Raw genomic sequence first — 20237 nt, forward strand, 5'->3', positions numbered from 1 at the left:
CGGCTCTCGCCCGGCGAGCAGCAGCGGCTCGCGTTCGCGCGCGCGCTGCTGCACGCACCAAGCTGGCTGTTCCTGGACGAGGCGAGCTCGGCCCTGGACGCCGAGACCGAGACGACCCTCTACGCGCTGCTCGAGCAGGAGCTGCCGCAGACGACGTGGATCAGCATCGGCCACCGCGTGTCGATCGAGCGCTTCCACCGTCGCCGGCTCGCATTCAGCAGGGGTGGTCTCGACTCGAAGTCACTGGCCGGTGCGGTTTCGGCCCCGGCATGAACGCCGCACACTCGCGCGCGGTGTCCTGGGGCACACTGTGCCGCAGGAGCCTCGCCAAGCGCGCTAACCCCCCGAGAAATCGACGGGGAGTGCGCAGGTGGGGTGGATGACGGGGATCGAACCCGCGACCCGCGGAACCACAATCCGCTGCTCTACCGGCTGAGCTACATCCACCAGGAGGCCCGGCGGACCGGGCCAAACGGCGGCCCATTCTAAGGCTTCTCCCGAGCCCCGCCACGCCCCTTTGACGGGGCCTTTTCCGTGCTTTCCTTCGCTGCAACATGGACTTCGAGAAGCTCACGCAGAAGAGCCGGGAAGCCGTTGCCCAGGCGCAGGCGATCGCCTCCGAGTACGGCCACACCGAGGTCGACGCCGAGCACCTGCTCGCGAGCCTCCTGCGCCAGGAGAACGGCCTCGCGCCGCGCCTGTTCCAGAAGATGGGCGTGCCCGTGGAGCCGCTCGCGCAGCGGGTGGCGCGCGAGCTCGAGCGCCGGCCGCGCGTCTCCGGTCCGGGCCGCGAGCCCGGCAAGGTCTACGTCACGCAGCGCCTCGAGCAGGTGTTCGTGCGCGCCGCGGAGGCGGCCAAGCAGTTCAAGGACGACTACGTCTCGGTCGAGCATCTGTTGCTCGCGCTCGCGTCCGAGCCGGCGCAGACCGGCGTCGGCCGCGTGTTCGCCGAGTTCAAGGTCGACCCGGACCGCGTGCTGAAGGCCCTCCAGGAAGTGCGCGGCGGCCAGCGAGTCACGAGCGCCGACCCCGAGGGGACGTACGAGGCGCTCGAGAAGTACGCGCGCGACCTGGTGAAGGCGGCGCGCGACGGCAAGCTCGACCCGGTGATCGGGCGCGACGCCGAGATCCTGCGCACGATCCGCATCCTCTCGCGCAAGACCAAGAACAACCCGGTGCTGATCGGCGAGCCGGGCGTCGGCAAGACGGCCATCGTCGAGGGCCTCGCGCAGCGCATCGTGCGCGGCGACGTGCCCGAGGGGCTGAAGGACAAGCTCGTGATCGCGCTCGACATGGGCTCCCTGATCGCGGGCGCGAAATACCGTGGCGAGTTCGAAGAGCGGCTGAAGGCGGTGCTCAAGGAAGTGAAGGACAGCGAGGGCCGGATCCTCCTGTTCATCGACGAGCTGCACACGATCGTGGGCGCGGGCGCGGCCGAAGGCGCGATGGACGCCGGCAACATGCTCAAGCCCATGCTCGCGCGCGGCGAGCTGCACTGCATCGGCGCGACCACGCTCGACGAGTACCGTAAGCACATCGAGAAGGACGCCGCGCTCGAGCGCCGCTTCCAGTCGGTGCTCGTGGAGCCGCCGTCGGTCGAAGACACCGTCTCGATCCTGCGCGGTCTGCGCGAGCGCTTCGAGGTGCACCACGGCGTGCGCATCCAGGACGGGGCGCTGGTGGCCGCCGCACAGCTCAGTGACCGCTACATCAGTGACCGCTTCCTGCCCGATAAGGCGATCGACCTGGTCGACGAGGCGTGCGCGACGATCCGGACCGAGATCGACTCGATGCCGAGCGAGCTCGACCAGGTGAACCGCCGCGTGATGCAGCTCGAGATCGAGGAGAAGGCGCTCCAGAAGGAGACCGACCCCGGCTCGAAGGAGCGCCTGGCCGACCTGCGCCGCGAGCTGGCCGAGTCACGCGAGAAGCGCGACGCGCTGAAGGCCCAGTGGGATGCCGAGAAGAGCGAGCTCTCGAAGCTCCAGTCACTGCGCGCCCAGATCGAGAAGGTGAACCACGAGATCGAGGCCGCAGAGCGCGCCTACGACTTGAACCGCGTGGCCGAGCTCAAGCACGGCGAGCTGCCCAAGCTGCAGGAGCAGCTGAAGGGCGAGGTCGCCAAGCTCGAGAAGTCGAGCGGCGGGAAGCGGCTCTTGCGCGAGGAAGTGACCGAGGCGGAGATCGCCGAGATCGTCTCGCGCTGGACGCGCATCCCCGTGTCGAAGCTGGTCGAGACCGAGCGCGAGAAGCTGCTCCACCTGGACCAGGTGCTGCACGAGCGAGTCATCGGTCAGGACGAGGCCGTGCAGAGCGTGGCCGACGCCATCCTGCGCTCGCGCGCGGGCGTGCAGGATCCGCGGCGCCCGATCGGCTCGTTCATCTTCCTGGGCCCCACGGGCGTGGGCAAGACCGAGCTCGCCAAGGCCCTGGCCGCGGCGCTGTTCGACTCGGAAGAGAACATGGTGCGCATCGACATGTCGGAGTACATGGAGAAGCACGCCGTCTCGCGCCTGATCGGCGCGCCGCCGGGCTACGTCGGCTACGACGAGGGCGGCCAGCTCACCGAAGCCGTGCGCCGGCGCCCGTACTCGGTGGTGCTGTTCGACGAGATCGAGAAGGCGCACCACGACGTGTTCAACGTCTTGCTGCAGATCCTCGACGACGGTCGACTCACCGACTCACACGGCCGCACCGTGAACTTCCGCAACACGGCGATCATCATGACCTCGAACATCGGCTCGCCGCTCCTGCTCGAGGGGCTCGACGCCAAGGGTGAGATCAGCGCGGTCGCGCGCGAGTCGGTGTTCAAGGAGCTGCGCGCGCACTTCCGCCCGGAGTTCCTGAACCGCGTCGACGACACGATCCTGTTCAAGCCGCTGCGGCTGGACGAGATCAAGAAGATCGTCGGCCTGCTCGTCGCCCACCTGCGCGACCGCCTGGCGGAGCGCAAGGTCACGCTCGAGCTCGACGATGCGGCCGTGGAGCTGATCGCCAAGCAGGGCTTCGACCCGGTGTTCGGCGCGCGCCCGCTGCGGCGCTACATCCAGCGCGAGGTCGAGACACGCCTCGCCCGCGCGCTGATCTCCGGCCACGCCGGCGAGGGCTCGAAGGCGCACGTGCGCGTGAAGGGCGGCGCGCTCGACGTCGAGATCGAGAGCTAGCGGGCGTGAGACCGTTCTAATGAGCGGCTCCCGCCCGTGTAGGGCGGGCTGGGTGACCCTCCGCGCTCCTTGAGCAAGCTGCCTGCCATCACCGCGGCCTTCTGGGTCATGAAGATCTGCGCGACGACGCTGGGCGAGACCGCCGGCGATCTCGTCTCGCTGACGCTGAACGTCGGCTACGCGGTGAGCTCGCTGCTGCTTTTGTCGGTGTTCGCGACCACGCTCGTGACTCAGCTCGTGACCGACAAGTATCGGCCGCTCCTGTACTGGGGCGTGATCCTGTCCACCAGCACCGCGGGCACCACGATCTCGGACTACATGGACCGCACGCTCGGGCTGGGCTACGCGACCGGCTCGGCCATCCTGGTGGCGCTCTTGATCGCGATCCTGGTGTTCTGGCGACTCACCACGGGCACGCTGGCGGTGAGTGCGATCCGCTCGGTGAAGACCGAGACGCTGTATTGGATCACCATCCTGTTCTCGAACACCCTGGGCACCGCGCTCGGCGACTTCCTGGCCGATGACTCGGGCCTGGGCTTCGCGGGCGGGGCGCTCTTGATCTCGGGCGTGCTGGCGGCGGTGCTGGCCGCGCACCTGTTGACCTCGCTGCCCAAGGTGCTGTTGTTCTGGCTCGCGTTCGTGCTGACTCGTCCGCTCGGCGCGACCCTGGGCGACGTTCTGACCAAGCCGGTCGAGCACGGCGGGCTGGCGCTCGGCACCGCGGGCGCATCGGCCGTGCTGCTGGCGATCCTGTTGATCGCCATCGCCCGCACCGGACGCAGCGCCGCCGCGGCCTGAGTCTCTGCTAAGCTCGCCCGCGATGCGCTGGGTGGGGATCTGCGCCGCGGCACTGTTCGGTGTCGGCCTCCTGGCCTATGCGGTAGGCCTCGGGATCTACGCCTTCGCCTCCACCCGGCCGGTCGTCTGGACCCAGCCGCGCTCCGAGGAGGAGGCCCGGCGAGTGATCCAGCTCCTCGACCTGTCCGAGCAGTACCCGTTCCTGAACCGCTTCCTGCTCACCCCGCACGGGCGCATGCATTTCGTGGACGAGGGCCAGGGCACGAAGCGCACGATCCTGTGTCTGCACGGGAACGGCTCCTGGTCGCTCGACTGCGCGGCCCTGATCAAACAGCACGCCGACGGCGTGCGCGTGATCGCGCCGGACCTGATCGGCTTCGGTCTCTCGGAGAAGCCGCACGTGATTCCGCACCGGCCGGTGGCGAGTCACGCCGCCGATCTCTCGGTGCTGGTGGAGCTGCTCGAGCTGCGCGACGTGGAGCTCCTGGCGGCCGACTCGAGCGCGCCGATCGCGATCGAGCTGGCGCGCCTCGAGCCCGAGCGGGTGCGCTCGACCGTGATGCACACGGCGCCGGGGTCCGGGCGCGCGCTCGAGTCACTCGTGCGCACGCCGGTGCTCGGCGAAGTGCTGGTGCAGGGCCTGGGCGCGCTCTCGCCGGGCTTCGCCCGCGGTCCGTACGGGCGGCTCCAGGGCAACTGGGACGAGCGCGCGAGCACCCTGGCGCTGGCGCGGGCCGAGGCGAACTAGCGCCGCACCTGCGCCAGGCACTGGCGAGCTGCGCGCTCGAGCTCGTCGCTGACCTTCGCAGGCGCGTCTTTGCCGGCGGCGCGGATGAACTCGATGAACTCGGCGTCGCTGCGCTGCTCGCGGATCTTGGCGGTGGCGCAGGCACAGTAGGCGTCGCAGTCGAGCGCGCCGCCCGTACTCCGGGCGCAGCTTCGCAGGCAGCCCTGGGTGAACGAGGCGGCGAGCTGGTCGGCGCCGGGCGGCGAGCAGGCCAGGCCGGTGATGGCCAGCGCGAGCGAGAGCGCGAGCGCACGCGTCAGGGCGTCACCGTGACTAGACGTACACCCAGCGCGTGATGGTCTCGAGCACCGGGTGCACGATGACTCCGATCCCGTACCAGACCAGCAAGAGCCCCACGAGTGACAGGCCGGGCTGACGCAGGGTGCGGCGGAGTCGCAGCCCGGCCTCTTGCGGCAGGAGCAGCGTGATGGCACTGGCGCCGTCGAGCGGCGGGAAGGGCACCAGGTTCAGGATACACAGGATGGTGTTGAGCACGAGCATCATCGAGGTGAATCGGCCCATGCCGTCGATCCAGGCCACGTGCCCGGTCACCAGGTGTGCGTAGGTCGCGGGGTAGCAGGGCTGGAAGAAGCCCAGCTCGAGCCCGGCGCGCAGGAACAAGAAGGCCCCGAGGGCGAGCGCGAAGTTCGCCGCCGGCCCGGCCAGCGCCATCCAGGCCGCGCGCCGCGGGTGCCGCTCCTCCCAGGCCGGATCGAACGGCGTGCTCGCCCAGCCCATGGGAAAGTGCTGGGTGAGCACGCTGAACAGCGGCACGACCACCATGCCGATCGGCTCGCGCTGCATGTGCGGGATCGGGTTGAGACTCACTTGTCCGCCGAGATACGCCGTGTCGTCGCCGCCGCGCCACGCGGCCCAGGCGTGCGCCGCCTCGTGCGTGGTCACCGAGATCACGAACACCAGCAGCCAGACGACGGGCTCGAGCTCGCTCACCGAAACCAGCCGTCGCGCTGCGCCAGACCCTCTTCGAGCAAGAGCGCGATCTCGTCCTTCACGCGGCCCACGTGCTGCGAGATGGTCACGTCGTCGTCGTTCGGGTCGCCCTCGAGCCGGATCGGGTCGCCGAAGTGGATGCGGTACTTCACCGGCAGCGGCACGAAGCCGAGCAGGCCGAGCCACGGGAAGAACCAGGTGACCGGGAACGCGGGCGCGCCGATCAGCCGCGCCAGACCCTTGGAGTCGACCAGTCCCGGGCTCTGCTCCTCGGAGCCCACGATTCCCACCGGCACGATCGACGTGCGCGTCTGCAGGGCGAGCCGCGCGAAGCCGGTGCCGAAGCGCTGCAGCTTGTAACGCTCCCGGAACGGCTTGATGAAGCCGCGCGAGCCTTCGGGAAAGACCATGATCGCCTCTTCGCGCTCGAGCAGCCGCACGCAGTTCTCGGGCGTGCCGACCACGGCGCCGGCGCGGTGGATCATCTCACTCCACCAGGGAATGCGCGGGAGATAGAACTCCGCCATCGCGCGCACGAAGCGCGGCGGCTCGGCGTCGAGCAGCATGGCCATGGCCAGCATGGCGCCGTCCATCGGGATGGTGTTGCCCGCGTGATTCGCGACCAGGAGGACGCGCCCGTCGGGCACCTTCTCGATGCCGTGTGTCTCGACCCGGAAATAGTGCCGGTAGAGGAACGCCGCCACGCTGCCCATGCGCTTGGCGAACGACAGGCTCGCCCCGAACGGGTCGAACCCGTATTCGTTCATGGCCGTGGGGATGCGCGAGAGGCGATCCTCGACTTCGTCGGACAGCGAGCGCAGCGCGAGCGGCAGGGGCAGGTCCATGCGCCCTTATCATCGTCGGTCCGCGCGTTTCGCTCAATCCCTGCCGGCTGCTGAGTGAGTCGGGTCGAGTTCCGGGACGCCTTTGCCGACACGTCCGCCAGGAAGTGTGGGAAGTGAGCCGACTTGCGCGCAGGGCCGGAGTCGTCCTGGCGGCCGCCGCCCTCGGGCTGGCCGCCTGTGCCACGCCGTACCAGCCCGAGGGCTACGCGGGCGGGTACACCGAGATCCAGATGCGGCCCAAGGCCTGGATCGTCACGTTTCGCGGCAACGGCTACACCGGGTCGTCGCGCGCCCAGGACATGGCGCTCTTGCGCGCCTGCGACCTGGTGCTCGAGGCGGGCTGCACTCACTACCAGCTGGTCGACGCGAAGACGGTCTCGCGCTACGGCGGCACGGTCCTGACGCACGGCTACTACTCGTCGACCGCCGTTCCGATCAACAAGCCCGAGTCACAGATCGGCGTCGAGTGCGCGAGCCCGGGCTACGGCATGCCCGCGCAGCCGCGCGCCGACGCCTTGCGCCAGAAGTACGGGATCGAGCTCAGGGACTAGCGCCGGCCAATGCCGCGGCGAAGCCGGGCGTGCCGAGCTCCGCGAGAAACCCCGCCAGGAACATCTTCGCGAAGGCGTAGAGCAGCTCCGGCGTTCCGATCCGGAGCTGCCCGCTCTGGATCGCCGCCATGAACTGCGGGCCGGTGAGTGCCGTGAGGTCCCGGTCGGGCGTGCGCTCGGGGTCGCCCGCGAAGTGCCGGAACAGCGCGCAGGCGAAGAACAGGCGCGTGAGCTGGCGCATTAGCACGAGCCTGGCGCGCGTCGGGGCATCGGGCTCGCGGCCGAGCCAGCCGCGCAGCAGGCCCTCCTGCAGCTCGGGCGTGCCGGCCAGCTCGTGAGTCACCACGGCCGGGTCCGTGAGCGGGTCGTTCTGGCAGGCCGTCTCCCAGTCGACCAGCCACAGCCGCGAGCCGTCGAACAGGAGGTTGCGCGGATTGGGGTCGTTATGACTCGAGACCCGCGGGCCGTCCTGCCAGGGGTACGCCGCACGGATGCGCGCGAAGCCCTCGGCGTGAGGGTCGAGCAGGCCCGCTGCGAACACGCCCGACCCGCGCAGGAAGCGGAGCATGCGATCGATCACCTCGACGTAGCTGATCTCCGGAGCGGGGAAGATCGTCGCGTCCTGCAGCCGCCGGACGAGGACCCCCAGGTCGCGCACCAGCGCGGGGGCGCCGCCGGAATACTCCGAGAGCGGCCGCTGAGTCACGAACTCCATCAGCGCCACGCCGCGCTCGGCGTCGACGAAGCGCAACGGCGGGGCGATCCCCGCCTCGGCCGCCGCCTGCATGCACGCGTAGTGAGCCGGGTTCTGGCGCGCGTTGAGCCCCGCCTCGATCCGCAGCAGGTAGGCGTCGCTGCCGGCGTCGACCCGGTAGGTGAGCGCGGAGGCCCCACCGGTCGCGCGCCGCAGGCCAGTGACTCGCCCGCGCCCGAGCGCCGTGTCGAGCACGGACTTCGCCAGCTCGCGCTGTGCTTCGGGGACCGGTTCGAGGGGGTGCTCGGCGGGCATCGGGAGGGGGTCCGGGTAGCGCACGGATGGGCACGGTCAAGTGTGGCGCCGACTTCGCCGATTCGCGGGAATCATGGTTGCCATCTCCGCGTTCTGCCTCCTGGCGTACGCCGTCGGTAGCGTGACCGTAGGCGTTCGGCTCCTGCTGCGAGCCCGCGCGACGCGAGGCGTGCCTGAGCTGCTGGCCGGGCTGACATACGTCTGCGCACCCGGACTCGGATATCCCATGCAGGTGGTCGGAGCCCAGCTCCCGACGCGCGAGCTCGCGGTGCCGCTCAACGTGACCGGCGAGTGTCTGGTCGTGTTCGGTTGCTCGTGCTTTCTGTTCTTCACGGTGAAGGTGTTCCGGCCGGGGGCCCGATGGGCGAGGTGGAGCGCCTGGCTGGGCACGCTCGCCCTCGTGTGCGCGGGGGTGGTCAGCGACCACGCAGTCATCACCTACAGCGATCCCGCGGAGATTCTGGCGCACACGCGGCCCCCGCTCGCGACCGTGCTCACCGTGCTCGCGCTCGCCTGGGGCTGGACGGCGCTCGAGGGCCTCCGTTACTACCGCATGATGCGCAAGCGCATGGCGCTCGGGCTGGCCGACGCCGTGGTCACCAATCGCTTCCTGCTCTGGGGACTGAACGGACTCACTTCGGTCGGGTGGGTCTCGGTGTCGGTGATCGTGTTTCTCGCGGGCGGAAATCTCGCGACCAGCCCGCTCGTCGTCTCCACCACTTCGGGCGGCGGCTTCGCGAATACCATCTTCCTGCTCTTGATCTTCATGCCGCCCGCCGCCTACACACGCTGGATCGAGCGCTCCGCGCGCAGCGCGCAGCTGGCGACGGCCTGATCATGGCGAGCTCTCCCGCCTTCGACGCCGCGCGCAGCGAGCTCGAGCGCTCCGCGGGCATGGACGCCTGGGCCGCGCGCGGCGCGCTCCAGCTCTCGCTCATGGACGCCGGCCTCGAGGCGAGTCAGGTCACTGCCGCACAGCTCAAGGTCGTCGTCGAGCGTCTGCTCCCGAAGCAGCTCCAGAGCCAGAAAGTGTCCGACGTGCCGGGCGTCTGCGCGAAGATCCAGAGCGCGCTCTTGCTGCTCGGCGACGACGCGAGGGCGGAGTCTCCCGAGCGCGTGTTTCAGCGGATGGCGGGCTGATCTCGCTTCTGCTTCGGAAGCAAGGCCAGAGTGACCGTGACTGTCCGGCCTCTGACCTAGACGCTCGGCTGCGCGAAGATCGAGACCGTCTAACTCGGTGAGCAGTCGGCAAACTGCGAGCTGCCGGAGCCTACTTGGCAGGCTCCTCGGAGGCGGCAAGCGTGGCTAGCTCGGCGCAGACGATCCACAAGGGGCCTTCATGCGGATCGTCTCCGGAGCGTCGTCCGTAGAGACTGAATCGCGAGAGACCCGAGATCCCTAGTGAATTGAACTCACTTGCGCTCGGCAGACCCCTGAGCGGAGTGCCCGGAAGTTCCAGATTCAGCGAGAAGCTGACGAGATCGACATCCCCGGGCCACTTCTCTGGATCGGGCCTGATTGATGCGCCGAAGCTCAACCACCGCGGGCCTAGGGTTCTTCCCAGCACGGCAGCCGAGATCCAGTATCCAGCCTTCGGGGGTTCCACGGACACCGCTTTCCTGTCTGCAATGGACAGCGAGAATCGGAAGAGGTTGGGCGGAGCGCTGAAGCGGTCTCCGATCCGAGGATTGTTCTCTTTGTCGACCACTGCGTTGGTGTCGTACTCGAAGCTTCCGACGACGGTGGTACCAGGCGCGGCGATGCTGGCCGCGAGAACCGAGTCTCTCATCACGGTAGGTTGAGGAAGGAACTTCGGCGCTGGGCACTCTTTGGGCGATCGCACGTTCGCGGAAAACTCGACCTTCACCACTCCTGCGAACGCTGGCCGGGACAGGACGAGAAACCCGACGACGCCCAGAGCGAGCGCTTTCCCATGCATGGAGATCGAGGGTCGCACCGGCACTGAGTTGTCGGCCACTCATATTTGAACCGGGCGCAGAACTTGGTACCCCTGCCGCGGCACAAAAGCCCGCAGGCCGCGGGGATCGCGGGCGCGGGCCGGAAGCTGTAAAGTCCGCGCCCCGGTTGGTGAATTTCACCGCGCGCCCGTAGCTCAATGGATAGAGCATCTGACTTCGGATCAGAGGGTTGGGGGTTCGAGTCCCTCCGGGCGCGCCAGCGTCGAAGCCCCCCACGGTGCGCTCGCGTCCGGATCTCCGCGGGATCCGGCCCTACCACCTCGGTCTATCAAGCGTGCGCGATGGAGACTCTATCTCGCGTCACATCGTGCTCAGGTTCAAGCCGAACAAGACCGCAGCTCAACCCCTCTCGGTCAGTTCGTCGCCTTTCCGCGGGGTGTCCCATTCCTTGAGCGGTGCTCCGCTCATTCGCGCCGAGCGTCTTAAGGATCGGACTATAACGAAACGCCGCATGAAAGGATCTGGTTGTCGGAGACCAAGCTCGGTGCGACCATTCATCAGTCATGAAGGAAGTCCGACTCGGTATGGTCGTCCCGCTTGTCGTCTTGGGATGCTCGTTCGTCGCGACCGCCGAAGCAGGGGTCGTAAGGGTGGAGTTCGCCGTGACGGTCCTACCGGCCCATTTGTGCGGAGAACAGCGAGAATCCGCCCTAGCGAAATCGGTCGCGGAGCCCGGATCCATCGTTACCGGAGAACTCGAATACGATCCAAATGCGACGATGTCCGCAGAGCACGATCCCCTCATCAGTGACCTGTACTATTCGCCGCCAAATCATCTCAGGATCTCGGTCGCGGTCGGGGAGAAGAAAGCAAGAGCGACGGCAACCTCGAAAGGCACGATCTGGATCTCCGCAGCGCTCCTGGGCCGAGCGGCACCGGGCCAGCCGAAGATGGGCTTCGCGGAGACCGTTGGCGTAGATCCAAACTCATGGTCTGGAGCTACCGACACACTCGGTATCAGCCTAGTTCTAAAGGCAAAGGATTACGGACCACGACTCCACGGTCTCCCCACCAGTTCAGAGCTAAACTCAATGCCGCTCTCATCGCTCTCACGGCTCTCCGTTTCTGGAGCGCGATCGAGCGATATGAAACGCCCAGGTCCACCGCTCTGGAGCGTCTGTGGTGAATTGGTCTCTCTTGTTGCTTCAGACCAGTCGTCGAAGTAGCGCTGCTACGGAAACGCTGGGTCGAAGAGCTTGAAGTCGTCCAAGTAGACCTGCTCACCGAAGACCCGTCCGGCCCCTTCGTCTAGGTTCCACTCGATCCGCAGACGTCGAATGCGCGTGATGTCGAAGCTGTTGTGAGCTTCGTTCCAGCCGACCGTCGGATCGATCTCGAATTCCCTCCAGAGTCCCTGCGTAATCTGGCTGGTTCCGAAGTACCAGATCCGGTTACTCGCAGTCACCGTGTTCGCGTTTACCGAGAGGGTCACTCGGAAACCATCAGTAGGGCCGATGTGTGAAGTATTTGGCATTAGCAAGGAGAACCGCAGTCGCTTCCCCGTCCAATCTTGAGGAGTGAAGGAGTCCTGGAAGGAAGCATCAGCCGAAGCGCTTTCCGAGCCACCGTGCAGAGACCCGGTTCCTTCGACCTTCAACACGTTCTCGTCGATCAGAGCAGTCTGACCGCTTGGAGAGAACATCGCCGCCTGTCCGTCCATCGAATAGAGCTGCGTAGTCACGTCCTTGGGAATGCCGGGACAGGTGTTCGCCACCGGGGAACCCAGAGGATCTCTCAAGTGGGTTCTGATCTCGGTTATGTCTGCGGTCGTACATGCGCTCGCGGAGGCGTTGTTGCAGCGATCCGCAGTGTAAGAACTTGGGACAGCGCCTCCCGCCAACTTCCGACGAATCATTGACGAGTCGAGGACGTTGATGAGTGCGTCCTTGTTGACGTCCCCACAGACCCCAAGACCCGAGGTCGGATCAAGCGGATCGGATCCCTGAGCTATCTCGGTGGAGTCGCTGATCCCATCTCCGTCCGTATCTGGCTTGATCGGATCTGTTCGATATGTCTTCCACTCGTTCCAATCGCTGATTCCATCACTGTCCGTATCGGGGTTCGAGTCAGATGTGCCAGCGAGCTGCTCGAGATAAACCGGCATGCCGTCCCCGTCCGCATCGGCGTTTCGGGGATCGCCAGCTAGGAACGGAGTCGAGTCACACACATCTCCAATACCATCGTGATCTGCGTCCGCCTGATCGAAATTCTTCTTGGTCGGGCAGTTGTCGCATGCGTCTCCGAGGCCGTCTTCTTCACCTGGTGGCTCACTCTCGCTCTGGTCCCCATTTCTGACCATAGGGCAGTCGTCACACGCATCCGGAACACCATCCCCATCGGTGTCCAGTTCCCGGGGAATGTTCGGGTCCTCTGCGAAGTCAGACATTCCCGGACACTTATCGCACTTGTCACCCCAAGGATCTGGAAATCCAGGTTGATCTGTCGTGTTGGCTTGCGAAGGATTGTTGCCATCGATGTCGGGACAGTTGTCGTCGCAGTTTGGTGCGTGAGCGCCGTTTAGCTCGCAGACTTGTCCTGTAGCTGAATCGTGGACCAGTCCGTTCCCGTCTCCGTCGCTACAGATCCCGTCTCCGTCAGAGTCTCCACCTTTGCCCAAACACCCACTTGCGACATTCGGTCCGTCACAGCGCCCGAAGTTACAAGAGACGGACTGACCATTCTGCGGGGTCGTACATGGATAGCCGGTCGGACTGTGCGCCCCGTTGGAGTCGGAGCACTCGGAAACACACCCACACTTCTTCGTGTGGATGTTGAGAAAGCTCCGGTACAGATCGCAGCTGAGACCACTGATGCTGCCATCCCACTGAGCGCCATTGCCGAGACTTATAAGATCCGGGGTTAGGTAACCTCCGAACGTAAGGATCCAGAAGTTGTTGGCTCGCCTGACAAGTTCGGCCCGCGCAATAGCCGCCGCGAAACCTGCGTAGTCGTCGGGAGCAATCTCCGAGTTTGTTCGCGCGATGAAAGTTACATAGTTGGGCTGGATCGTGCAGACAGCTCCAGGACACTGTGGGTTGTCATCGATTACTACGTTAGCTGATTCGACGATGTAGAACGAGAACGGGACCGCGGCCTGCGCGCAGGCTTGGTAGTTCAACGCCGTGATGTTGAGACAGTCCGAGGGGAGAATCGCCGGAATCACACTGGTTGTTACCGCTACGCAACACCATTGATCCAACGATCCCGCGCCGTCCTGGTCGCGCTGGAAGTTCTCTTCGAGCGCGTTCTTGATCGCGCTTGCGCCGCTCGTGCTCGGGAATCCCGGAACCATAGTCGGGATGGTTATGTCCAGATCGTGCTGCAGGTCTTCGCTGCCTTCGCTGCCACTACAGCCGACCTGCGCATAGCTCGCGCGTGGCGCGATCGCAGAGGCGAGGCTCATCGTAAAGCAAACTGTGAGCATGGATGCAGTGCGTATCACCGCTTCCGATCCTGCTGCTTCAGCAACTCGTCTCTACGGTCCCGCAACGCCTTGTCGAGGTCCTGATGACAGGTCGGTCCGTTGGAAGCTCCTACCACGATGCTGAGCGCGGGGAGGTTGGGATCTTCATCTGTCGCTAATATCTCGCGCCAAGCTGCCTCGGTCTCGCCCAGGTCCATCGCGATTTGCCTGACACGCTGAATCGGAATTCGACGACTCACTGGACCGAAGTAGCAGTGAGGTTCTTTGTCCTGACCGGTCGCCGCTCGATAAGCGATCGCAGCCTCTACCTGCTCCAGCTCGGTCGCGTTGGGATCCGATGGGACTCCCGGGATCGGTTGCGGAGCGCGTCTTTGAACCGAAGTCGAGGCCGGAGTGGTTGAGTGGGTCGGATCGCCGAAGGTCGGAATGACCGCTGGGAGGGTTCCGGAAGCTTCGACCTCTCTTCGCTTTGCCTCCGCGGCCGCCAGAGCAGCCGCTCGAATCTGCTCATCACTCAGCGACGAACTATCCGTCCCCAGTGAAACAGGCTGACTCTCGATTCCCTTCAGGTCGCCGCTGTTACTCGGGGACGCAAGCAATAGAACTGTGACAGCGAGGACTAATCGCGGTAGCAGCACTCACTCTCCGTTCGAGGTACCCTACACCCGCGCGCATTGCTCTAACTTGGGAATATCATGGGAACTAGGAATGCTTAGAGGGCACTAGCGCGAAGTGAGTCGAGCTGGTTTGCGAGTACTCGATGATCGTAGACACACTGGTGTGGGGAGACACCGAGATCACCAACTCTGGCTCGCTGCTTCGAGCTGGTGGGAGCCAGACGAATGGCCCGATGGGTCCCGCGGAACGAAGCCGGATGCCGAGTCTTTCGTGCTGGAGAGTCGGATGGGCCGGCCCTTCTTCTTTGCGTAGGACGCGAGACGCTTGAGATACAGCTCAAAGCGTTCGGAAATCCGACTGACCCCGGTTCGGGGCGAAAGCGGGTGTGTATAGAGCGCTGGAGAGATCCCGACGCTCTGTAGCCGGAACCTACCGGAAGGCCCCTGGGCTGGACGCAGTGGACCCCGCGTCGGAGCTGCAGACCCCGGGGGAGGACTTTTGCGACCAGTTTGGTACCGTCCGCAACGTCAAGTACTTGATTTTACTGGCGCAATTCGGGCCGCGAGAGATGACGGAAGGGGAAGACCAAAAGTGAGCGCGAGAGTCCTTGCGATCGTGTGTTCGACCGTGTGCGTGGCGGCGCTGGCCGCGTGCGAGCCGAGCGGGAAGGGCGGGGGGACGTCGAAGCCCGCCGCCGGCGGCGAGAAGTCCGGGGCCGCGTCGTCGCTCGCGACGGGCGAGGTGCAGGTCGAGCTCAAGGATGGGCGCGTCAGCGTGGTGTGTCACGACGCGCTGCGCGGGATCGTGGTCGAGAAGCTGGCGCGCGAGGCGGGCTTCCAGCTGAACGGCGACCTCGACTCCGTGGCGATGAACCTCGACCTCCACGACGTGCCCATGGAGCAGGTGCTGCCGCCACTCCTGGCCGGTGTCTCGTACCGCGCGCAGTGGCAGTATCAGAAGGAGCAGGACCGCACCACGCTCGCCAAGCTCGAGGTCGGCGACGTGGCGGCGAGCGCAGTCACCACGGCGGCGCACAAGCCGAAGCTCGGCGAGGCGCTGCGCGAGCGCTTCCGGGCCATGCGCGACACCAAGCCGAGCGAGAAGCAGAAGGCCGAGGCGGCCCAGCGGCGCGAGGAGCGCGCGCGCTCGCAGGCCGACGCGCTCGAGGAGCTGCGCAGCTCGAGCCCCGAGATGCGCATGGAGGCGGCGGCCGAGATCGAGCCCGAGGGCCCGGCGCTGCACACGCTCATGGACACGCTCTCGAACGACGCCGACGCGCGCGTGCGCGCGAAGGTGGCCGAGCAGCTGGCGGACGCCGACGGCTGCGTGGCGTCGATGGGCCTGGTCACGGCGACCGGCGATCCCGACCCCAGCGTGCGCTGCGCGGCGTGGCACTCTCTCGAGATGAACTGCGACGAGTCGATGCTGCCGACCATGCAGCCGACCTGCGCGCGCGAGACGGACCCCAAGGTGCGCGAATGCTGCACCGGGACGCTCGAGATGTGCGAGTGAGTCGCCCGTGACATGACCGCCGCGCGTCACGAGTTCTGGATCGACCGCGGCGGGACGTTCACCGACTGCATCCACCGCGATCCGGCGACGGCGCGGCTGCGCGTGGCCAAGCTCTTGTCGTCGGACCGCGCGCCGCTCGACGCGATTCGCGAGCTCCTGGGCCTGGGCCCGCGCGCGCCGATCCCGGCCTGCGACGTGCGCATGGGCACGACGCTCGCGACCAACGCGCTGCTCGAACGCAAGGGCGCGCCGTTCGCGCTGGCCATCACGCGCGGCTTCCGCGACCTGCTCGCGATCGGGACTCAGGCGCGGCCGCGGCTCTTCGACCTGCGCATCACCAAGCCGGAGCTGCTGTACCGCGAGGTGCTCGAGGTCGACGCGCGCGCGGGCGCCCATGGGGAGATCCTCGCGCGCCACGATCCCGCGACGCTGCGCCGCGAGCTCGGGCGCCTGCGCCGCTCGGGGCTCGAGAGTCTCGCCGTGGTGGTGCTGCACGCCTATCGCGGAGGCGAGCTCGAGCGCGAGATCGGCGAGCTCGCGCGCGAGGCGGGCTTCGCGCACGTGGCGCTGTCACACGAGGTGGCGCCCGAGATGGGGCTGCTGGCGCGCGGAGATACTGCGTGCGTCGACGCCTATCTCACGCCCCTTCTTCGGGCCTACGTCGCCGAGCTGCGGCGCGAGCTGCCCGGCAGCACGCTGCGCATCATGCAGTCGAGCGGCGGGCTCGCGGGCGCCGAGCAGTTCCGCGGGCCGCACTCCATTCTGTCCGGCCCGGCGGGCGGCGTGGTCGCGTGCGCGCACGTGGCGCACGGACTCGGGGCGCCGCGCGCGGTGGGCTTCGACATGGGCGGGACCTCGACCGACGTGTGTCGGGTCGAGGCCGGGCCCGAGGGTGACTTCGAGTTCGAGCGCGTGTACGAGACCGAGACCGCGGGCGTGCGCATCTTCGCGCCCATGCTCTCGGTTCACACTGTCGCGGCGGGCGGCGGGTCCCTGTGCCGCTACGACGGCCACCGCTTCCGCGTCGGCCCCGAGAGCGCGGGCGCGCGGCCCGGGCCGCTGTGTTATGGCAATCCCGAGGCGCGCGAGCTCACGGTGACCGACGTGAACCTCGCGCTCGGGCGGCTGGTGGGCGACCGCTTCCCGTTCCCGCTCCAGCTCGAGCGCGTGCTCGCGGAGCTACACCGCATGGTGTCGCGCCTGCGCGAGGCCGGCACGCCGCGCACGGCGGACGAGATCGCAGCCGGCTTCCTCGAGATCGCGAACGCGAACATGGCCGAGGCGATCCGCCAGGTGTCGGTGGCGCGCGGCTACGACGTGCGCGAGTACGCGCTGGTGGTGTTCGGCGGCGCGGGCGGCCAGCACGCCTGCGCCTTGGCGCGCCGGCTCGGCATGCGCCGCGTGCTGGTGCACCCGCTGGCCGGCGTGCTCTCGGCCTACGGCATGGGCCTGGCCGACGTGGCCTGGCACGGCGAGGCCGACGTGGGCCGGCCGGCGCTGGCGGCCGGGCTCGAGAAGTCACTCGACAAGACCTGGGCCGAGCTCGAGGCGCGCGGCCGCGCGGCGCTGGCCGAAGACGGCTTCGCGCCGGCCGAGCTCACGGCGCTGCGGCGCATCGACCTGCGCTATGCCGGCACGGAGACGGCGCTCACGCTGCCGATCGGCGGCGACCTGCGCGCGCGCTTCGAGGCCGCGCACGAGCGCGCGTTCGGCTACGCGCGCCCGGGTCACCCGATCGAGGCGACCGTGGCGCGCGTCGAGGTCCTGGGTCGACACGACGTGGTGTCGTCGCGCACGGAGCGCGCCGCAGCGCCGGCCGCCGCGCGCCCGCGGCGTCACGCGCGCGTGTTCTGCGACGGCGCGTTCCACGACGGCGTGCCGATCTACGAGCGCGAGGCGCTTGGCCCGGGCGCGCGACTCAGCGGCCCGGCGCTGGTGCTCGAAGCCACGAGCACGCTGGTCGTCGATCCGGGCTTCGAGCTCGAGATCGACGCCGAAGGCCGCATTGCGCTCAGCGACCGCGCGGGCGCGGGCGCGCAGGCGCGCGAGCAGACCGCCGTCGACCCGGTGCAGCTCGAGATCATGAACAACCTGTTCATGTCGATCGCGGAGCAGATGGGCATCGTGCTGCGGCGCACCTCGCTCTCGACCAACATCCGCGAACGGCTCGACTTCTCCTGCGCCGTGTTCGACCGGGACGCGAGCCTGGTCGCCAACGCGCCGCACATCCCCGTGCACCTGGGCGCGATGAGTGAGTCGGTGCGCGCCGTGATCGAAGCGCACCCGAGCCCCGAGCCGGGCGACGTGTTCGTGACCAACGACCCGGGCGCCGGTGGCTCGCACCTGCCCGACATCACCGTGGTGACTCCCGTGCACGATGCGAGCGGCCGCCTGCGCTTCTTCAGCGCCAGCCGCGGCCACCACGCCGACGTGGGCGGCATCACCCCGGGATCGATGCCGCCGTTCTCGCACACGCTCGAAGAAGAGGGCGTGGTGCTGCGCGCGCTGCGCATCGTGCGCGCCGGGCGGCTCGATGAGTCACTCGTGCTGGCCGCGCTGGCCGGCGCGCGCTTCCCGGCGCGCAGCCCGCGCGAGAACTTGGCCGACCTCGAGGCCGCCATCGCCGCGAATCGCGCCGGCGCGCGGCTCCTGCTCGAGATGGTCGCCCGCCACGGCGACGCCACGGTCGACGCCTACATGCGCCACGTGCAGGACAACGCCGCGGCCAAGGTCGCCGACGAGATCGAGAAGCTCCCCGACGGCGACCACGCCTTCGAGGACGCGCTCGACGACGGCACGCCGATCCGCGTGCGCATGTCGGTGCGCGGCCGCGCGCTCGAGATCGACTTCGCGGGCACGGGCGGACAGGTCGACGGAAATCTGAACGCGCCGCGTGCCGTCACCGTGGCCGCCGTCATCTACGTGCTGCGCGCGCTGGTCGGCGAGGACATCCCGTTGAACGCCGGCTGCCTGCGGCCCGTGACCCTGCGCATCCCCCCGCACTCCGTGCTCGATCCCGACGCGGAGCGCGCCGTGTGCGGCGGGAACGTCGAGACGAGTCAGCGCGTGGTCGACGTGCTGCTCGGGGCGCTGGGCAAGCTGGCCGCGTGCCAGGGCACGATGAACAACCTGACCTTCGGCAACGAACGCTTCGGCTACTACGAGACGATCGGCGGCGGCGCCGGCGCGGGGCCGGGCTTCGCCGGCGCGTCGGGCGTGCACACGCACATGACCAACACGCGCATCACCGACCCCGAGGTGCTGGAGAGCCGCTTCCCCGTGCGCGTCGTGCAGTTCGGGCTGCGCGCGGACTCGGGCGGCGCGGGGCGCTGGCGCGGCGGCGACGGCCTGGTGCGCGAGCTCGAGTTCCTCGAGCCCATGCGCGTGTCGATCCTCTCCGAGCGGCGCGTGCGCGCGCCGTTCGGGCTCGCGGGCGGCGGTCCGGCCGCGCGCGGCCGGAACAGCCACGACGGCGCCGACGTCGGCGGCAAGGCTTCGTTCGACGTGTCCGCGGGCGGCCGCGTGCGGATCGAGACACCGGGCGGCGGCGGCTTCGGCGAGGCCGACTGAGTGATGGCTCGCTCCGGCTTCATCGTCCATCCGACCTACCGGCTGCGCAACAACCGCCCGGTGGTGCAGCTCTTCGGGCGGCTCGCGACGGGTGAGCCGTTCCTGGTCGAGGACACGCGCTTCCGGCCGTACTTCTTCACCCATCCGGAGTCGGCCCACATCCTCGCCGATGAACGCGACGTGACTTTCGAGCCGACGGAGCTGGTCGACTTCGCAGGCAAGCCGCTGGCCAAGGTGATCGCGGCCGTCCCACCCGCGGTTCCGAGGCTGCGCGAGAAGCTCGAGGCAGGCGGCGCGCGCGCGCTCGAGGCCGACATCCGCTTCCCGTATCGCTATCTCATCGACCACGGCATCCGTGCCGCGGTCGAGATCTCGGGCGAGCCCGAGCCCGGCGGCAGCGACCGCCTGGTGCGCTTCCGCGATCCGGAGCTCACGCCCGGCTCCGGCAAGCCGCAGCTCTCGGTGCTCTCGATCGATCTCGAGACACTGCCCGACGCGAGCCGCATCCTCTCCGCCGCGCTCTACGGCGCCGGCGCCGACGAGGTGCACCTGCTCGCCGACCGGCCCGTGCCCGGCGCAGTGACTCACGCAGACGAGCGGGCGCTCCTGTCGGCCGTGGCCGAGCGCATCCGCGCGCTGGACCCCGACGTGATCACCGGCTGGAACGTGGTCGAGTTCGACGTCGACGTGCTGGCGGCGCGCGCGAAGTCGCTCGAGATCCCGTTCGAGATCGGCCGCGCGCCCGGGCCGATCAACATCCAGCAGGACGCCTCGTTCACGCGCCAGAAGCGCGCCGAGATTCCGGGCCGGATCGTGCTCGACGGCATCGCGCTGGTGCGCGACGCGTTCATCCCGCTCGAAGACTTCTCGCTCGAGACCGCGGGCCGGACCCTGCTCGGCCGCGGCAAGCGCATCGCGCACGCCGGGCGCGCCCGCGTCGAGGAGATCCTGCGCCTGTACCGCGAGGACCTGCCGGCCTTCGTGGCCTACAACCGCGAGGACGCGGTGCTGGTGCTCGACATCCTCGAA

Annotated in this window: 16 protein-coding genes and 2 tRNA genes; 12 read left to right on the forward strand and 6 right to left on the reverse strand. The window is 68.0% G+C overall.

What is annotated here, in order from left to right; genetic code table 11:
- Window positions 1–273 (forward strand): ATP-binding cassette domain-containing protein (locus VMR86_10175; GenBank protein ID HTO07409.1); only part of this gene is annotated, 273 nt, incomplete at its 5' end.
- 98 nt (window positions 274–371) lie between these two features.
- On the opposite strand, the gene VMR86_10180 is transcribed toward VMR86_10175, so the two are convergent.
- Window positions 372–447 (reverse strand) — tRNA-His (locus tag VMR86_10180).
- A 107-nt stretch (window positions 448–554) separates the two neighbouring features.
- On the opposite strand from VMR86_10180, the gene clpB reads away from it, so the two are divergent.
- From clpB to VMR86_10195, 3 genes are all read left to right on the forward strand, one after another.
- Complete coding sequence (gene clpB / locus VMR86_10185) at window positions 555–3164, forward strand: ATP-dependent chaperone ClpB (GenBank protein HTO07410.1); 2610 nt, start codon at window positions 555–557, stop codon at window positions 3162–3164.
- Window positions 3165–3233: 69 nt separating this feature from the next.
- A complete protein-coding gene (locus tag VMR86_10190; protein HTO07411.1) occupies window positions 3234–3962 on the forward strand; it encodes a hypothetical protein in 729 nt (242 codons plus the stop codon).
- 22 nt (window positions 3963–3984) lie between these two features.
- Entirely contained in the window at window positions 3985–4710 is a 726-nt protein-coding gene (locus VMR86_10195; protein HTO07412.1) for an alpha/beta fold hydrolase, read from the forward strand.
- 312 nt (window positions 4711–5022) lie between these two features.
- Here VMR86_10195 and VMR86_10200 read toward each other — a convergent pair whose 3' ends face one another.
- On the reverse strand, window positions 5023–5700 hold the full coding sequence (locus VMR86_10200) for a site-2 protease family protein (protein ID HTO07413.1): 678 nt from the start codon (window positions 5698–5700) through the stop codon (window positions 5023–5025).
- A complete protein-coding gene (locus VMR86_10205; protein HTO07414.1) occupies window positions 5697–6545 on the reverse strand; it encodes a lysophospholipid acyltransferase family protein in 849 nt (282 codons plus the stop codon). Before VMR86_10205 ends, VMR86_10200 begins: the two co-directional genes overlap by 4 nt.
- A 113-nt stretch (window positions 6546–6658) precedes the next feature.
- Here VMR86_10205 and VMR86_10210 point away from each other — a divergent pair, with 113 nt between their 5' ends.
- Window positions 6659–7096: a hypothetical protein gene (locus tag VMR86_10210; protein HTO07415.1), complete on the forward strand. Its 438-nt coding sequence runs from the start codon at window positions 6659–6661 to the stop codon at window positions 7094–7096.
- Here the strand turns inward: VMR86_10210 and VMR86_10215 are convergent.
- Window positions 7086–8105: a phosphotransferase gene (locus tag VMR86_10215; GenBank protein HTO07416.1), complete on the reverse strand. Its 1020-nt coding sequence runs from the start codon at window positions 8103–8105 to the stop codon at window positions 7086–7088. The genes VMR86_10210 and VMR86_10215 overlap by 11 nt on opposite strands.
- Before the next feature lie 226 nt (window positions 8106–8331).
- Between VMR86_10215 and VMR86_10220 the strand changes: the two genes are divergently transcribed.
- Together VMR86_10220 and VMR86_10225 are read left to right on the forward strand one after the other, a co-directional pair.
- On the forward strand, window positions 8332–8940 hold the full coding sequence (locus VMR86_10220) for a hypothetical protein (GenBank protein HTO07417.1): 609 nt from the start codon (window positions 8332–8334) through the stop codon (window positions 8938–8940).
- 2 nt (window positions 8941–8942) lie between these two features.
- The gene (locus VMR86_10225) at window positions 8943–9245 is read left to right on the forward strand and encodes a hypothetical protein (protein ID HTO07418.1); all 303 of its coding nucleotides are present in this window, start codon (window positions 8943–8945) and stop codon (window positions 9243–9245) included.
- A 130-nt stretch (window positions 9246–9375) separates the two neighbouring features.
- Here the strand turns inward: VMR86_10225 and VMR86_10230 are convergent, their stop codons facing one another.
- On the reverse strand, window positions 9376–10083 hold the full coding sequence (locus tag VMR86_10230; GenBank protein HTO07419.1) for a hypothetical protein: 708 nt from the start codon (window positions 10081–10083) through the stop codon (window positions 9376–9378).
- 124 nt (window positions 10084–10207) lie between these two features.
- Between VMR86_10230 and VMR86_10235 the strand changes: the two genes are divergently transcribed.
- Window positions 10208–10283, forward strand: a tRNA-Arg gene (locus VMR86_10235).
- A 304-nt stretch (window positions 10284–10587) separates the two neighbouring features.
- Window positions 10588–11250 carry a hypothetical protein gene (locus VMR86_10240; GenBank protein HTO07420.1) on the forward strand — a complete coding sequence of 221 codons (663 nt, stop codon included), beginning with the start codon at window positions 10588–10590 and terminating at the stop codon, window positions 11248–11250.
- A 5-nt stretch (window positions 11251–11255) separates the two neighbouring features.
- Here VMR86_10240 and VMR86_10245 read toward each other — a convergent pair whose 3' ends face one another.
- Window positions 11256–13526 (reverse strand): hypothetical protein, encoded by a 2271-nt coding sequence (locus tag VMR86_10245; protein ID HTO07421.1) that lies wholly within the window; start codon window positions 13524–13526, stop codon window positions 11256–11258.
- A gap of 1191 nt (window positions 13527–14717) precedes the next feature.
- On the opposite strand from VMR86_10245, the gene VMR86_10250 reads away from it, so the two are divergent.
- From VMR86_10250 to VMR86_10260, 3 genes are all read left to right on the forward strand, one after another.
- Window positions 14718–15638 (forward strand): HEAT repeat domain-containing protein, encoded by a 921-nt coding sequence (locus tag VMR86_10250; protein HTO07422.1) that lies wholly within the window; start codon window positions 14718–14720, stop codon window positions 15636–15638.
- A 12-nt stretch (window positions 15639–15650) separates the two neighbouring features.
- A complete protein-coding gene (locus VMR86_10255) occupies window positions 15651–19208 on the forward strand; it encodes a hydantoinase B/oxoprolinase family protein (protein ID HTO07423.1) in 3558 nt (1185 codons plus the stop codon).
- A 3-nt stretch (window positions 19209–19211) separates the two neighbouring features.
- Window positions 19212–20237: 3'-5' exonuclease (locus VMR86_10260; GenBank protein HTO07424.1), on the forward strand; the 1026-nt coding region annotated here is incomplete at its 3' end.

The organism is Myxococcota bacterium (assembly GCA_035498015.1).
In the GTDB taxonomy this organism is placed as follows: Bacteria; Myxococcota_A; UBA9160; order SZUA-336; family SZUA-336; genus VGRW01.